This is a genomic window from Escherichia marmotae, assembly GCF_002900365.1.
Classification (GTDB): Bacteria; Pseudomonadota; Gammaproteobacteria; order Enterobacterales; family Enterobacteriaceae; genus Escherichia; species Escherichia marmotae.
Genome location: NZ_CP025979.1, coordinates 907,873 through 923,642, shown reverse-complemented (window position 1 = coordinate 923,642; position 15,770 = coordinate 907,873). Strand labels below are relative to the sequence as shown.

The 15,770-nt window shown below is 48.3% G+C and carries 15 protein-coding genes and 1 pseudogene; 10 read left to right on the top strand and 6 right to left on the bottom strand.

Annotated elements, in window-relative coordinates:
• The first annotated feature begins 176 nt into the window (after nucleotides 1–176).
• Entirely contained in the window at nucleotides 177–1,076 is a 900-nt protein-coding gene (eamA, locus tag C1192_RS04955) for an O-acetylserine/cysteine exporter (protein ID WP_000087186.1), read from the top strand.
• A gap of 30 nt (nucleotides 1,077–1,106) precedes the next feature.
• Here the strand turns inward: eamA and marB are convergent, their stop codons facing one another.
• The 3 genes from marB to marR are packed head-to-tail and all read right to left on the bottom strand — an operon-like array spanning nucleotide 1,107 to nucleotide 2,195.
• The gene (marB, locus tag C1192_RS04950; RefSeq protein ID WP_000803534.1) at nucleotides 1,107–1,325 is read right to left on the bottom strand and encodes a multiple antibiotic resistance protein MarB; all 219 of its coding nucleotides are present in this window, start codon (nucleotides 1,323–1,325) and stop codon (nucleotides 1,107–1,109) included.
• Between the two features lie 31 nt (nucleotides 1,326–1,356).
• A complete protein-coding gene (gene marA, locus C1192_RS04945) occupies nucleotides 1,357–1,740 on the bottom strand; it encodes an MDR efflux pump AcrAB transcriptional activator MarA (protein ID WP_000091195.1) in 384 nt (127 codons plus the stop codon).
• Between the two features lie 20 nt (nucleotides 1,741–1,760).
• Nucleotides 1,761–2,195: a multiple antibiotic resistance transcriptional regulator MarR gene (gene marR, locus C1192_RS04940; RefSeq protein ID WP_000843428.1), complete on the bottom strand. Its 435-nt coding sequence runs from the start codon at nucleotides 2,193–2,195 to the stop codon at nucleotides 1,761–1,763.
• A 211-nt stretch (nucleotides 2,196–2,406) separates the two neighbouring features.
• Here marR and marC point away from each other — a divergent pair, with 211 nt between their 5' ends.
• Nucleotides 2,407–3,072: an NAAT family transporter MarC gene (gene marC / locus C1192_RS04935; protein ID WP_000885037.1), complete on the top strand. Its 666-nt coding sequence runs from the start codon at nucleotides 2,407–2,409 to the stop codon at nucleotides 3,070–3,072.
• 159 nt (nucleotides 3,073–3,231) lie between these two features.
• Here the strand turns inward: marC and ydeA are convergent, their stop codons facing one another.
• The gene (gene ydeA / locus C1192_RS04930) at nucleotides 3,232–4,422 is read right to left on the bottom strand and encodes an L-arabinose MFS transporter (RefSeq protein ID WP_000210461.1); all 1,191 of its coding nucleotides are present in this window, start codon (nucleotides 4,420–4,422) and stop codon (nucleotides 3,232–3,234) included.
• A gap of 169 nt (nucleotides 4,423–4,591) precedes the next feature.
• A complete protein-coding gene (gene ptrR, locus C1192_RS04925) occupies nucleotides 4,592–5,452 on the bottom strand; it encodes a putrescine utilization regulator PtrR (RefSeq protein WP_038354565.1) in 861 nt (286 codons plus the stop codon).
• 100 nt (nucleotides 5,453–5,552) lie between these two features.
• On the opposite strand from ptrR, the gene sad reads away from it, so the two are divergent.
• From sad to C1192_RS04885, 6 genes are all read left to right on the top strand, one after another.
• Nucleotides 5,553–6,941 carry a succinate-semialdehyde dehydrogenase gene (sad, locus tag C1192_RS04920; protein ID WP_001516363.1) on the top strand — a complete coding sequence of 463 codons (1,389 nt, stop codon included), beginning with the start codon at nucleotides 5,553–5,555 and terminating at the stop codon, nucleotides 6,939–6,941.
• 63 nt (nucleotides 6,942–7,004) lie between these two features.
• Nucleotides 7,005–7,931 carry a glutaminase B gene (gene glsB / locus C1192_RS04915; protein ID WP_000257432.1) on the top strand — a complete coding sequence of 309 codons (927 nt, stop codon included), beginning with the start codon at nucleotides 7,005–7,007 and terminating at the stop codon, nucleotides 7,929–7,931.
• The gene (locus C1192_RS04910; RefSeq protein WP_016248688.1) at nucleotides 7,931–8,290 is read left to right on the top strand and encodes a DUF4186 domain-containing protein; all 360 of its coding nucleotides are present in this window, start codon (nucleotides 7,931–7,933) and stop codon (nucleotides 8,288–8,290) included. Before glsB ends, C1192_RS04910 begins: the two co-directional genes overlap by 1 nt.
• A gap of 138 nt (nucleotides 8,291–8,428) precedes the next feature.
• Nucleotides 8,429–9,847, top strand: a complete 1,419-nt coding sequence (locus tag C1192_RS04900) for a sensor domain-containing diguanylate cyclase (protein WP_001516364.1) — start codon at nucleotides 8,429–8,431, stop codon at nucleotides 9,845–9,847.
• A 217-nt stretch (nucleotides 9,848–10,064) separates the two neighbouring features.
• Nucleotides 10,065–11,516, top strand: a complete 1,452-nt coding sequence (gene uxaB, locus C1192_RS04895; RefSeq protein WP_016248689.1) for a tagaturonate reductase — start codon at nucleotides 10,065–10,067, stop codon at nucleotides 11,514–11,516.
• Between the two features lie 325 nt (nucleotides 11,517–11,841).
• The gene (locus tag C1192_RS04885) at nucleotides 11,842–12,756 is read left to right on the top strand and encodes a bestrophin family protein (RefSeq protein ID WP_001516366.1); all 915 of its coding nucleotides are present in this window, start codon (nucleotides 11,842–11,844) and stop codon (nucleotides 12,754–12,756) included.
• Between the two features lie 3 nt (nucleotides 12,757–12,759).
• Here the strand turns inward: C1192_RS04885 and tam are convergent, their stop codons facing one another.
• Nucleotides 12,760–13,518, bottom strand: a complete 759-nt coding sequence (tam, locus tag C1192_RS04880) for a trans-aconitate 2-methyltransferase (RefSeq protein WP_016262005.1) — start codon at nucleotides 13,516–13,518, stop codon at nucleotides 12,760–12,762.
• A gap of 503 nt (nucleotides 13,519–14,021) precedes the next feature.
• Here tam and C1192_RS04875 point away from each other — a divergent pair.
• Both C1192_RS04875 and C1192_RS04870 read left to right on the top strand, forming a co-directional pair.
• Nucleotides 14,022–14,357 (top strand): hypothetical protein, encoded by a 336-nt coding sequence (locus C1192_RS04875; RefSeq protein WP_241482940.1) that lies wholly within the window; start codon nucleotides 14,022–14,024, stop codon nucleotides 14,355–14,357.
• A 298-nt stretch (nucleotides 14,358–14,655) separates the two neighbouring features.
• Nucleotides 14,656–15,498 (top strand): annotated as a pseudogene (locus tag C1192_RS04870) (type II toxin-antitoxin system HipA family toxin); the annotation flags it as partial.
• Nucleotides 15,499–15,770: the final 272 nt, after the last annotated feature.

The following is a 15,770-nucleotide window of genomic DNA, read 5'->3' as shown; positions in this document are numbered from 1 at the left end:
ATTTTGTTATGTTTTGTTTTCGAGATGTAAAGAAATAGCATGGCAAAAATCCGAAGTATAGCGACTTATTTGCCATTAATGCCGTCGGAAACGATGGCTAACGAATCAACTGTTAAAGAAAAGTAAATTCAGCTAAGTTGATTGCTTACAAAAGATGAAAATTCAGAGGCGGTAGAATGTCGCGAAAAGATGGGTTATTGGCGCTACTGGTTGTGGTGGTGTGGGGGCTTAATTTTGTGGTCATCAAAGTGGGACTTCACAACATGCCACCGCTGATGCTGGCCGGTATGCGCTTTATGCTGGTCGCTTTCCCGGCTATCTTTTTTGTCGCACGGCCGAAAGTACCGCTGAATTTACTGCTGGGGTATGGTTTAACCATCAGTTTTGCGCAGTTTGCCTTTCTCTTCTGCGCCATTAACTTCGGTATGCCGGCTGGACTGGCCTCGCTGGTATTACAGGCTCAGGCGTTTTTTACTATCGTGCTTGGGGCGTTTACTTTCGGTGAGCGACTGCATGGCAAACAACTGGCGGGGATCGCCTTAGCGATTTTTGGTGTACTGGTGTTAATCGAAGATAGCCTGAACGGTCAGCATGTAGCGATGCTCGGCTTTATGTTGACCCTGGCGGCAGCATTTAGCTGGGCGTGTGGCAACATCTTCAATAAAAAGATCATGTCGCATTCATCGCGTCCGGCGGTGATGTCGCTGGTGATATGGAGTGCATTAATTCCCATTATTCCGTTCTTTGTCGCTTCACTCATTCTCGATGGTTCTGCAACCATGATTCACAGCCTGGTCACTATCGACATGATCACCATTTTGTCTCTGATGTATCTGGCGTTTGTGGCGACAATTGTCGGTTATGGGATCTGGGGGACGCTGCTGGGTCGCTATGAAACCTGGCGTGTTGCACCGTTATCGTTACTGGTGCCGGTAGTTGGTCTGGCAAGTGCGGCATTATTGCTGGATGAACGATTAACGGGTCTGCAATTTTTCGGTGCGGTGCTGATAATGGGTGGGCTGTATATCAATGTGTTTGGTTTGCGCTGGCGTAAAGCGGTGAAGGTGAGAGGCTAATAAGCCCCGATATCCCGGGGCCAGAATTAATTACATGGTGTGTTGATTATAATAAGGCACGCCCAGCGCATCCGACTTATCACTGCCTGTCCCCATGTGATTTAAATCGAAAGGGGGTTGTTCCTGCGATGGAGGAACAATCACTTCATCGCCGCAGGGAGTAACGACCGGCTGCGTAGTTTGTTCCGCAAATCCCTGCGCGGAAAAGAGAATAAGCGCGGTTGCTATTGCGGATAAAAGTGGTTTCATGATTGCCTCAAGTGACGTTGTCACGTTTTAACTAACTATTGTAATGATTCAATGGATGTAAAAAGCGCGATTCGCCCTGTATATTCGCCATCCGATATTTATGCGGCGGAACATCAAAATAGTTTTTGAAGGTGCGGGTCAGGGTTTGCTGGGACTCGAAACCATAACGTTCTGCCAGATAGAGTATTGGCTCGTTACTTTCTTTCAGCTTTTGCGCGATTTCCGTCATTTTACGGCTGCGGATGTATTGACCTAATGAATGGCCAGTTTCTTTTTTAAACATCCGTTGCAGGTGCCATTTGGAGTAACCTGAACGCTCTGACACTTTTTCCAGTGACAGTGGTGATTCCAGGTTGTCCTCGATCCAGTCCAAAATGCTATGAATAGTAATAGCGTCAGTATTGCGTCTGGACATCGTCATACCTCTTTTTTTGTTTACGGCAGGACTTTCTTAAGCAAATGCTCAAGCGTTGCCACTTCGTCCGCCGTCAGGTTTTTTGTTAATTCTTGATGCAGGTCCTGGCCAACTAATTGATGGCATTGTTCACATATTGCCGCGCCGCTGGCGGTGAGCTTTACCAGCACGCCGCGCTTGTCATTCGGGTTAGGCAACCGTTCCACCCAACCTTTACAGACCAGGCGATCCAGCATACGGGTCAGTGCTCCCAGGTCGACCGACAACACTTTTTTCAGCTCGACCGGTGTAATGCACGCTGCGCAGCGGATAGAGCAGAGCACCTTAAACTGTGCCGCAGTGATATCCAGCGGTGACAGATAATCGTTAAGCAGACGGTCTTTCTTCTGATTAACCATATAGATTAAGCGACCCAATGGGATGATTTCATTGAACAGGTCGCTGGTACTTTTCACATTAGTTGCCCTGGCAAGTAATTAGTTGCGGGGGATAATATTGCCCAGGCAAGTATAAGTCAAATGAATGGGTTGGCAGATGCCACGTTTTGCTAAATCGGTTCAAGTTTTGGTCAGCGCAATGCAAGGAAAGTTAAAGAATGAAACTTTCTCCTTGTTTACCCTTTATACTTTTCGCTGATAACTAAGAGACACAGGATAACAATCACCAATGTTAGATTTGTTTAAAGCGATTGGTCTGGGGCTGGTGGTGTTACTGCCGTTAGCTAACCCGCTTACTACCGTAGCGTTGTTTCTCGGTCTGGCGGGCAACATGAACAGTGCCGAACGTAATCGCCAGTCGTTGATGGCCTCAGTGTATGTATTTGCCATCATGATGGTGGCGTATTACGCCGGGCAACTGGTGATGGATACCTTCGGCATTTCGATTCCCGGTCTGCGGATTGCAGGCGGACTAATCGTTGCGTTTATCGGTTTTCGTATGCTCTTTCCACAGCAAAAGGCAACGGACTCTCCGGAGGCAAAAAGTAAATCGGAAGAACTGGAAGATGAACCCAGCACCAATATTGCTTTTGTGCCGCTGGCAATGCCAAGTACCGCCGGGCCGGGAACCATTGCGATGATCATTAGCTCGGCGTCCACTGTGCGTCAGAGTTCAACTTTCGCGGACTGGGTACTGATGGTTGCGCCGCCGCTGATCTTTTTCCTGGTGGCGGTCATTTTATGGGGAAGTCTGCGTAGCTCTGGTGCCATTATGCGGCTGGTGGGCAAGGGAGGAATTGAAGCGATCTCCCGCCTGATGGGGTTCTTACTGGTTTGTATGGGTGTGCAGTTTATTATTAACGGCATCCTGGAAATTATTAAAACTTACCATTAAAAAAGGCCCGAATGGGCCTTTGAGACTGATAACAAAAGCAAAATTGCCTGATGCGCTACACTTATCAGGCCTGATCTCTGCAATGTATTGAATTTGCGTGGTTTTGTAGGCCGGATAAGGCGTTCCCGCCGAATCCGGCACCGCGTTCGGGCCTTCCAATTATCGTGTCTGTTCTTCGAGTGCCACAGGCCAGCGGCGGAATATTATGATCGACCATATCAATGCGGCGAGTGCCGGAACTGCGCCCACATAACCAATCATCGACATCGACCAGTGCAGACTGACCTGATTACCCACCAGCGCCCCGGCACCAATGCCAATATTAAATATCCCGGAGAATAGCGCCATCGCAACGTCGGTGGCATCCGGTGCCAGCGCCAGCACTTTAACCTGCATCCCAAGCCCGATGATCATCATCGCGATCCCCCAGAAAATGCTCAGTACGCCGAGGTGTATCTCGCTACTTGCCGAAGGTAACAGTAACGCCAGGCACACCAGCAACAGCGCAATCGCAGCACTGACCAGAATAGATGCATACTGGTTACCAAGCTTACCGAAAATCAGGCTACCAATAATGCCCGCGCCACCGAGCATCAACAGCAATGCCGTGGCAAAGTTGGCGCTGAATCCCGCAACATTTTGCACAAAAGGTTCGATATAGCTGTATGCCGTGTAATGGGCGGTAACGACCACCACAGTCAGCAAATAAATGCTTATCAATGCCGGGCGGCGGAACAGTTGCGGAAGGCTTTTTAATGAGCCGGAATGTTCGCTGGGCAGTAATGGCAGTAGCTTGATGAGGCACAGAAGGGTAAGAAGCGCCCCGATACCGATCGCGAGGAATGTCGTTCGCCAGCCGAAATATTGCCCCACAATGCGCCCGATAGGTAAACCTAATACCATTGCCAGTGCTGTGCCGGTGGCAATTAAACTCAATGCCTGCGCTCGCTTTCCGGCGGGTGCCATACGGATCGCCAGTGACGCCGTAATCGACCAGAAAATAGCATGAGCGAAAGCTACGCCAATACGGCTGATCACCAGAACAGTAAAACTCCACGATAAAAACGACAGGATGTGGCTGGCGATAAACACCACAAACAGGCAGATCAGCAACTTGCGGCGTTCGACCTGACTGGTCATTAGCATAAAAGGCAGTGACATTAGCGCCACTACCCACGCATAAATGGTCAACATGATACCGACTTGTGCGGTTTGCATATGGAAGCTTTGCGCAATGTCAGAAAGCAGACCAACAGGAACAAATTCAGTGGTATTGAAGATAAAGGCGGCGACTGCCAGCGTAACTACCCGTAGCCACGCCACTTTGCGGGAAACAATATTCGTTGTCATAACAGATTATCGGGTGAGTTGCGAAAAGGTAATGAAATGATCTTAAAACGGTTAATGATCTGAATACAATGACTTTGTGACCTGTGTCGCGTTTTGCCGCTTCATGTTGTGCCAACTACTGCGTGAGTGGCAGGTACAACATACAGAGCAGAAAATTTTTTCATCATGCTTAGTCTGGCACATCCAGCAGCTCAATAAATGCCTCAAGCGGACGTGTTTTCGCACCGCGACGCCAGACCAGCCAGGTTGTTAACCAACGCCATTGCTCACCTAACGGCCAGGCTTCAACCTGATGATGCCCTGGCATACTTTCCAGCATAGAGCGAGGGATAAGCGCAATGCCTGCACCCGCGATAACACAAGCCAGCATGCCGTGATATGACTCCATCTCATGAATAGTCCCCGGCGCTGCGCCGTCAGCATGAAACCAGCGCTCAAAATGGCGGCGATACGAGCAATTGGCACGGAAGGCATAAATGTTACAGCCATTAACCTGACTGGCGCGGGTTACTGGCATATGCCCTTGTGGCGTGACGATCATCAACTCCTCGCGGTAAACCGGTATCCCGTCGATGGCAGTATGGCTGATTGGCCCATCGATAAATGCCGCATTCAGTTTCCCCTCCAGTACACCGTCCAGCATGGTGCCGGATGGGCTGGTAGAGAGTGAAAACTGAATTTTAGGGTAGCGACGGTTAAATTCAGCCAGCGTTGCCGGAATACGCACAGCGGCTGTGCTTTCCAGCGACCCGAGAGAAAACAGACCTTGCGGCTCATCGCCAGCTACAACGTTCCGCGCCTCATCCACCAGCGCGAGAATTTGTTGGCTATAGCGTAAAAAATTATGCCCGGCGGGAGAAAGCCGTAACCGCTGATTCTCGCGAATAAACAGTTCAACGCCGAGTTCTGTTTCCAGTTGGCGTATACGGGTCGTGAGATTAGAAGGTACACGATGCACTTTTGCCGCAGCCTGGGTAATGCTGCCTGCCTCAGCAACGGCGTTAAACATCTCCAGTTGGGTTAGATCCATAGTATTCTCAATTCGTGAATAAGTGGCTTAATATTATTCATTTTAAAGTAAGAGTAAATCTGCGTATCTTTTTACCCTGACTCATGAAGGAGATACCCCGATGACCATCACTCCGGCGACCCATGCCATTTCGATAAATCCAGCCAATGGTGAACAACTTTCTTCACTGCCGTGGGCTGGTGCTGACGATATTGAAAACGCTCTTCAGCTTGCGGCGACAGGCTATCGCGACTGGCGCGAGACGAGCATAGATTACCGGGCGAAGAAACTGCGTGATATCGCTAAGGCTCTGCGTACGCGTAGCGAAGAGATGGCGCAAATGATCACCCGTGAAATGGGTAAGCCCATCAAACAGGCGCGTGCCGAAGTGGTGAAATCAGCGAATTTGTGCGACTGGTATGCAGAGCATGGCCCGGCAATGCTGAAAGCTGAACCTACACTGGTTGAGAACCAGCAAGCGGTCATTGAATATCGCCCAATGGGGACAATCCTTGCGGTTATGCCGTGGAACTTCCCGTTATGGCAGGTCATGCGCGGTGCTGTTCCTATCATTCTTGCGGGTAACAGTTACTTACTTAAACATGCGCCGAATGTGTCAGGTTGTGCACAGTTAATTGCCCAGGTATTTCAAGATGCCGGTATCCCACAAGGCGTATATGGTTGGCTGAATGCTGACAACGATGGTGTCAGCCGGATGATTAAAGACCCGCGTATTGCAGCGGTCACGGTGACCGGCAGTGTCCGTGCGGGAGCGGCTATTGGCGCACAGGCCGGCGCAGCGCTAAAAAAATGCGTACTGGAACTGGGTGGTTCGGATCCGTTTATTGTGCTTAACGATGCCGATCTGGAGCTGGCCGTGAAAGCTGCGGTTATCGGACGTTATCAGAATACCGGGCAGGTATGTGCGGCGGCAAAACGCTTTATCATCGAAGAGGGAATTGCTTCGGCATTTACCGAACGTTTCGTAGCGGCTGCAGCGGCGTTAAAAATGGGCGATCCACGTGACGAAGAGAACGATCTCGGCCCGATGGCACGTTTTGATTTGCGTGATGAGCTACATCATCAGGTGGAAAAAACACTGGCGCAGGGGGCGCGTTTGTTACTGGGCGGAGAAAAGATGGCAGGGGAAGGTAACTACTATCCGCCAACGGTTCTGGCTAATGTCACCCCCGAAATGACGGCGTTTCGTGAAGAGCTTTTTGGCCCCGTTGCCGCAATCACCATAGCAAAAAATGCGGAACATGCGCTGAAACTGGCTAATGACAGCGAGTTCGGTCTTTCTGCGACGATCTTTACCGCTGACGAAACACGAGCCAGACAGATGGCAGCACGTCTGGAATGCGGTGGCGTGTTTATCAATGGTTTTTGCGCCAGCGATGCGCGAGTCGCCTTTGGTGGTGTGAAGAAGAGTGGTTTTGGTCGTGAGCTTTCCCATTTCGGTTTACATGAGTTCTGTAATATCCAGACGGTGTGGAAAGACCGGATCTGACGTCACATATTTAGCTCTGTTATACTCGCAGGTCTTTTCAGACCTGCGAGCAAGGAGCAGAGTGTGGCTGTCGCCATGGATAATGTAATTTTAGAAAACATCTTGCGGCAAGTGCGGCCGCTAATTGGTCAGGGTAAAGTCGCAGATTATATTCCGGCACTGGCAACCGTCGATGGCTCCCGCCTGGGGATTGCCATTTGTACCGTTGATGGGCAGCTTTTTCAGGCCGGAGACGCGCAAGAACGTTTTTCCATTCAATCTATTTCCAAAGTGCTCAGTCTCGTTGTCGCTATGCGTCATTACTCCGAAGAGGAGATCTGGCAACGCGTCGGCAAAGATCCGTCTGGATCGCCGTTCAATTCCCTGGTGCAACTGGAAATGGAGCAGGGCATTCCACGCAATCCGTTTATTAATGCCGGTGCGTTGGTCGTCTGCGATATGCTGCAAGGGCGGTTAAGCGCCCCGCGGCAGCGTATGCTGGAAGTGGTGCGCGGCTTAAGCGGCGTGTCTGATATTGCCTACGATACGGTGGTGGCGCGTTCCGAGTTTGAACATTCTGCGAGAAATGCGGCGATCGCCTGGCTGATGAAGTCGTTTGGTAATTTCCATCATGATGTAACTACCGTTCTGCAAAACTACTTTCATTACTGCGCACTGAAAATGAGTTGTGTTGAGCTGGCGCGGACGTTTGTCTTTCTGGCGAATCAGGGGAAGGCTTTTCATATCGATGAGCCAGTAGTAACGCCGATGCAGGCACGGCAAATTAATGCGCTGATGGCAACGAGCGGAATGTACCAGAACGCGGGTGAATTTGCCTGGCGAGTGGGGCTTCCGGCGAAATCTGGCGTTGGCGGCGGTATTGTTGCGATCGTCCCGCATGAAATGGCTATCGCGGTATGGAGCCCGGAACTGGATGATGCGGGCAACTCTCTTGCCGGTATCGCAGTACTTGAACAATTGACGAAACAATTAGGACGCTCGGTTTATTAATGCAGTCACTTGATCCACTCTTCGCGCGTTTATCCCGTTCAAAATTTCGCTCCCGCTTTCGTTTGGGTGTGAAAGAGCGTCAGTATTGTCTGGAGAAGGGCGCGCCGGTTATAGAACAACATGCGGCGGATTTTGTCGCTAAGCGTCTTGCTCCGGCATTACCGGCGAACGATGGTAAGCAAACCCCCATGCGTGGGCATCCGGTGTTTATCGCTCAGCACGCCACCGCGACCTGTTGCCGTGGTTGTCTGGCTAAGTGGCATGACATTCCGCAGGGTGTTTCGTTAAGTGAGGAACAACAACGTTATATCGTGACGGTTATCTACCACTGGCTGGTTATACAGATGAATCAGCCATAAGAATGGTGGTAAAAGCTAAAAGATCATCTGACTGATATCTTTCCTTGTCGCCGCTGTCAGCGAACATGCTATCCTTTATGAGAATTTACTTATTGCGTTGAGATAATTGCCATCCGCAATTGTATGGACAGATAATTAATGTATGTACACCCCATATCCACTTTCCGTTTGTTCCAGGAAGGTCATCTGCTACGTAATAGCATTGCAATTTTTGCGCTAACGACGCTGTTCTATTTTATTGGTGCAGAGCTACGCCTGGTTCATGAACTCTCTCTTTTCTGGCCGCTCAATGGTGTAATGGCGGGGGTATTTGCCCGCTATGTCTGGCTTAATCGTCTGCATTACTATGCTATCTGTTACGTGGCAATGCTGGCTTATGATGCCATGACCACCGAATGGGGGCTGGTCTCGCTGGTTATTAATTTATCCAATATGATGTTTATTGTGACCGTTGCTCTGTTGGTGGTACGGGATAAGCGTCTGGGGAAAAATAAATATGAACCAGTAAGTGCCTTACGGTTATTTAATTACTGTCTGATTGCCGCTTTATTATGTGCCATCGTCGGCGCGATTGGTTCGGTCAGTATTGATAGTCTTGATTTCTGGCCTTTGCTTGCTGACTGGTTTAGTGAACAATTCTCAACAGGCGTGTTGATTGTTCCTTGTATGCTGACGCTGGCAATTCCGGGAGTATTACCGCGTTTTAAAGCAGAGCAGATGATGCCTGTCATTGCGCTGATCGTGTCGGTCATTGCCTCAGTGGCGATTGGCGGTGCAGGGAGTCTGGCATTTCCGCTGCCGGCATTAATCTGGTGTGCGGTGCGCTATACGCCACAGGCTACGTGTCTGTTGACCTTTATCACCGGAGCGGTAGAAATCGTGCTGGTGGCTAATTCGGTGATTGATATCGCTGTTGGTTCGCCGTTCTCGATTCCGCAAATGTTTTCCGCTCGTCTGGGCATTGCCACGATGGCCATTTGCCCAATTATGGTTTCTTTTAGCGTGGCGGCGATTAATTCACTGATGAAGCAAGTTTCTCTGCGTGCCGACTTTGATTTTCTGACACAGGTGTACTCACGATCCGGTCTTTATGAGGCGCTGAAAAGTCCATCGCTGCAACAGACACAACATCTGACCGTCATGCTGCTTGATATCGACTATTTCAAAAGCATTAACGACAACTATGGTCATGAATGTGGCGATAAAGTCTTAAGCGTATTTGCTCAGCATATTCAGAAAATTGTGGGCGATAAAGGGCTGGTGGCGCGGATGGGGGGAGAAGAGTTTGCCGTTGCTGTACCTTCAGTGAATCCCGTCGATGGTCTATTGATGGCGGAGAAAATCCGCAAAGCTGTCGAACTTCAACCTTTTACCTGGCAACAAAAGACGCTCTATCTTACGGTCAGCATCGGTGTCGGTAGTGGATGTGCTTCATACAGTACACTAACTGATGACTTCAATAAATTGATGGTTGAAGCTGATACGTGTCTCTATCGCTCGAAAAAAGATGGGCGTAACCGCACCAGCACCATGCGTTATGGTGAGGAAGTTGTCTGACAGCTTTATTATTTTTCCGCTGTTTCAGAATAATGTGTTCTACCACTCTGGCGGTTGAATAAATACCGTCAGAACCATGATCTGCGCCACATTTTTCTCTTAAACCTGCTAATTAATCACCACGAGTTGATCAAAACAGGGGGGCAGCGTATTAAAGTTTGCTAATCTGTTATACCAATTCAAGCAGGTTGTATGACTAATCAAAAGGGAACCCATTGTGAAAACACTAAATCGTCGCGACTTTCCCGGTGCACAGTATCCAGAACGTATCATTCAGTTTGGTGAAGGTAACTTTCTGCGCGCCTTTGTTGACTGGCAAATTGATCTCCTGAATGAGCACACCGATCTGAATTCTGGTGTGGTCGTTGTTCGTCCGATTGAAACTTCATTCCCGCCGTCACTTAGCACTCAGGATGGTTTGTACACCACCATTATTCGTGGCCTGAATGAGAAGGGCGAAGCAGTCAGCGATGCGCGTTTGATTCGTTCTGTAAACCGTGAAATTAGCGTCTACGGTGACTACGATGAATTCCTGAAGCTGGCGCACAATCCGGAAATGCGTTTCGTCTTCTCTAACACCACCGAAGCGGGCATCAGCTATCATGCAGGCGACAAATTTGATGATGCGCCAGCGGTAAGCTATCCGGCAAAACTGACGCGTTTGCTGTTCGAACGTTTTAGCCATTTCAACGGTGCGCTGGATAAAGGTTGGATCATCATTCCGTGTGAACTGATTGATTATAATGGTGATGCGCTGCGTGAACTGGTGCTGCGTTATGCGCAAGAGTGGCAGCTACCGGAAGCGTTTGTTCAATGGCTGGATAAAGCTAACAGCTTCTGTTCTACGCTGGTGGACCGTATCGTTACCGGTTATCCGCGTGATGAAGTAGCGAAACTGGAAGAAGAACTCGGTTATCACGATGGTTTCCTCGACACCGCTGAACACTTTTACCTGTTTGTGATTCAGGGACCGAAATCCTTAGCGTCTGAATTGCGTCTGGATAAATATCCGCTCAACGTACTGATTGTTGACGATATTAAACCGTATAAAGAGCGCAAAGTAGCAATCCTTAATGGTGCTCACACCGCGCTGGTGCCGGTGGCGTTTCAGGCTGGGTTGGATACTGTAGGCGAAGCGATGAACGATGCAGAAATCTGTGCATTCGTTGAAAAAGCCATTTATGAAGAGATTATTCCGGTACTGGATCTGCCGCGAGATGAGCTGGAATCTTTCGCCAGTGCAGTCACCGGGCGTTTCCGTAACCCGTACATTAAGCATCAGTTGCTGTCCATTGCGCTCAACGGTATGACCAAGTTCCGTACCCGCATCCTGCCGCAGTTGCTGGCAGGGCAGAAGGCGAATGGTAAACTCCCGGCTCGTCTCACTTTCGCGTTAGCGGCACTGATTGCATTCTATCGCGGTGAGCGTAACGGTGAAACCTATCCGGTGCAGGATGATGCTCACTGGCTGGAGTGTTATCAGCAATTGTGGAGTCAGCATCGTGATCGTGTCATCGACACCCAGGCGCTGGTTGCTATTGTGTTGGCAGAAAAAGACCACTGGGAGCAGGATCTGACGCAAGTGCCTGGTCTGGTAGAGCAGGTGGCCAATGATCTGGATGCGATTCTGGAAAAAGGGATGCGCGAAGCTGTACGTCCGTTGTGCTAATAATTGCATTATTTTGTAAGCCGGATAAGGCATTTATGCTGCATCCAGCCGCACTTTTCCAACTAACTGAAATCACATAGCTAGTTGGAGGCGCTGATAAGCGCAGCGCATCAGGCAATTAACGGCACAATCTCTGAACCCGGTTTCGGCCGGGTTTGTTATTATGCATTATTAGTTACAACATCCTATACACCCTTATCATAACCAGGTGCCACATGTCGCATCTGTGATTGTTGTAGTCTTGTAGGTAATTTGTAAATTGATACTTGAGAACGTGATCGCAATCACGTTTAATAGGGCGACTTTTCCATGTTTGAAGATAATCATGATTGTTCGCCCACAACAACACTGGTTGCGCCGTATTTTTGTCTGGCACGGTTCAGTATTATCCAAAATATCCTCGCGCTTGCTACTCAACTTTCTTTTTTCTATCGCGGTTATTTTCATGCTGCCCTGGTATACGCATCTGGGCATCAAATTTACCCTCGCGCCGTTCAGCATTCTCGGTGTTGCTATCGCCATTTTTCTGGGGTTTCGTAATAACGCGGGGTACGCTCGTTATGTTGAAGCGCGCAAACTGTGGGGACAGTTGATGATTGCCTCACGGTCATTATTGCGTGAAGTAAAAACGACGTTGCCCGATTCAGCAAGCGTAAAGGAGTTTGTCCGGCTACAAATTGCCTTTGCTCACTGTTTACGCATGACATTACGCAAACTGCCACAGGCAAAAGTGCTGGCACATTACCTCAATGAAGAAGATCTTCAGCGGGTGCAGGCTACAAACTCCCCAGCTAATCATATTTTGCTGATGATGGGGAAGTGGTTAGCTGTTCAGCGCCGGAATGGGCAACTTTCTGACATTCTATTTATTAGTCTGAACGATCGGCTCAATGATATTTCTGCGGTGCTGGCAGGATGTGAGCGCATCGCATATACACCAATTCCTTTTGCTTACACACTCATTTTGCATCGTACCGTTTACCTGTTTTGCATCATGCTACCGTTCGCGCTGGTCGTGGATCTGCATTACATGACGCCTTTTATCTCAGTACTGATTTCCTACACCTTCATTTCGCTTGATTGTCTGGCGGAAGAGTTAGAAGACCCGTTCGGTACAGAAAACAATGATTTACCGCTTGATGCCATCTGCAACGCTATTGAAATTGACCTGTTGCAGATGAACGATGAAACGGAGATCCCGCCGAAGATTCTTCCCGACCGCCATTACCAGTTGACGTAACAATTACTCTGTTCGCCGGGCAACAATGAACAAGCGCGGAAATGCCAGCAGTATTTGACCATCCTCCTGCAGTGGATACTGCTCTTCCAGCATCTGATGGTAGCGCGTAAGAAAATGCTGCTGTTCACTCTCAGTCAGATCCTGCAACCACGGGCGTAATCCGGTGGCGGTCACCCAGTCAATAATCGCCTGGTGAGATGGCATCTGGTGATAGTAGGTAGTTCGCCAGATATCAACCTCACATGCGGTTTCACTCAGAATATCGTAGTAAGCATGAACGCCTGCCAGTGGTTCGCGTCCACGATCCGGATAATGCTGCTCCCAGGCGACTTCGCGCATTAATACATGTGTCGGCTCCAGCCAGTTGTCCGGCATTTGTACCGCCAGTACGCCATGCGGATTGAGTAACGACACAAGATGTGGAAACAGTTCGTAATGATCAGGCAACCATTGCAACGAGGCGTTGGCGAAAATCAGATCGAATGCGTGATCCGGTTGCCAATTGCGGATATCTGCTTCAACAAACTGACATTCTGGCAACACCGCACGCGCTTCAGCAATCATCGCCGGAGACGAATCAATGCCAGTAATTTTTACCGTTGGCCAACGTTGATGTAGCAGGGCGGTGCTGTTGCCTGGGCCGCAGCCGAGATCGGCTATTTGCCGGACGTTTTCCAGAGGAACTCTGGCAAGCAGTTCTACCGCTGGTCGCGACCGTTCGGCGGTGAAGTGCAAATATAAAGAGGGGTTCCAGTCAGCCATTTTTTTACTCCCGTCAGCGCGTTAACCCAAGTGTAGATAAAATTGATGAATTCGCCTCACGTCATCAATCCACCGAACACGCGCATTAAATCAAGGATACCCAAAAGTGATTGACTATGTGCTGGTCAAGATTCATCAGAGATATTTATTAATCAATAAAATATTAGAGCCTAACGGGGTAGGGAAGAGTAAATTTCGCATAAAATTAATTTAAAACAAATAAATCCTCCTTCTTGTTGTTTTTATTCATTTCATATAAATATATTAACATGCAATATATTCAAAATTAATATCTATCTGTGGATAGTGAATAATCACAAAGTGACTTTTTTTTGATATCCTTAGGACAGGAACTAGGTTTGAAGTTTTTTGTGTGAAACTCTTGGCATTTTATTAGCAGGTTTAAGGATTTTTACCGTTATATCTTTATATATAACGATTTCGATGGGGCTTGTGATCTTTTAGGTTCCGATTTTTCTATGGTTTTTTCATATGATATCTGTATGCAAAGATTCTTACTTCCGTTAGTTTTAAGTTATTTCGGAGAAGATAAAAAAGAGTTTGTTGAGTATACAATCAACCGCCTAATAGACAATAGGCAGCAGGGGTCTATAGGTGAAATAAGAAAATTAGCAAAATACAGGTTAAAGCATATTGATAAGTATTATGAACGTTCTGGCGTTCAATTTTTACATGGGCAAAGACCGCTTGCATTTACGGAATTAAAACGCATTGCGCTTGATCTTAAGGACAACCTCAGTGACGAGGCTAAATTCAATATCGAACTGAGGAATGCCATTAAATTGAAAAGAAATATAATCATGGGAAAAGGTGCCTGATCCCGAAGTACCAGACTTGCCGCGAGTGTACATCAAGAATGGTGAGATCGCTGTGATGAGGCTTGTAATGCAGCTTAAATCAGCAACCTCAAATGGCACGTCAGCGCCGTTTTTTAAATCCTCCATTTTATCCGCGATCGGGGATATCGCAGTGTTTATCCCGTAGAGCGGATAAAATGCGTTTACAGATTGACTTTATCCTCACTAAAGGATAAAACTGAAAATATCCCCTAAAGCGGATAAAATTCTTGTGGATGTATGGCATGATGAGCTTTCCGATGATCTATAGCCCAACGCAATCAGAATGGGCAATGACTGGTGCATTCCGAAAGGAATAACGCCGACGACGCATATCATTAAATTGCCGATTGGTGAAATCAGACAGCCCAATGCGACGCTCGATCTCAGTCAGAGTGTTGATAATGAGTATTACTGTCTGCTGCTGGCAAAAGAATTCGGGTTGAATGTTCCCGACGCAGAAATCATTAAAGCGGGAAGGGTGCGCGCGTTAGCGGTCGAACGCTTTGACAGACGCTGGAATACTGAACGAACGGTTTTACTTCGCTTGCCGCAGGAGGATATGTGTCAGACGTTCGGTTTACCTTCATCGGTGAAATATGAATCTGACGGAGGCCCAGGCATCGCGCGGATCATGGCTTTTTTGATGGGGTCCAGCGAGGCGCTTCGCGATCGTTATGATTTTATGAAATTCCAGGTATTCCAGTGGTTGATTGGCTCGACAGACGGCCATGCGAAAAATTTCTCAGTGTTTATCCAGGCCGGTGGCAGTTATCGACTCACGCCATTTTACGACATCATTTCAGCATTTCCGGTATTGGGTGGCCCGGGAATACATATCAGCGATCTCAAACTGGCAATGGGGCTTAACGCATCCAAAGGCAGAAAAACGGAAATCGATAAAATATATCCGCGACATTTTTTGGCGACAGCAAAGGCACTGAAATTCCCGGAAGTGCAGATGCATGAAATCCTGAGTGACTTTGCCAGAATGATTCCCGCAGCATTGGATAACGTGAAGGCTTCATTACCGGCAGATTTTCCGGAGAACGTGTTGACGGCAATTGAAACCAATGTGTTGAGGTTGCACGGTCGGTTAAGCCGAGAATATGGAATTAAGTGAGATATGGGGTTTGGCCGGTTTTAGCGAGCAAGACAATCTCGACCGCGAAAAATGAGTCCGGTGAAGTACCGGCAGCATCCTGGGATTACAACATAACAGCCCAGGGAAACCTAGCCGCGCAACATTAGAATATTGCAGTTATAACCTTGGTGCACATAATGTATATTATGTTAAATGAATAGTATCAGAATGCACTCAGCCACTGTGGCCACCTCATAGCGTGATGTTCATGACACCTCCCCCATGTTATTGGCCAAAACCACTTTTATGGC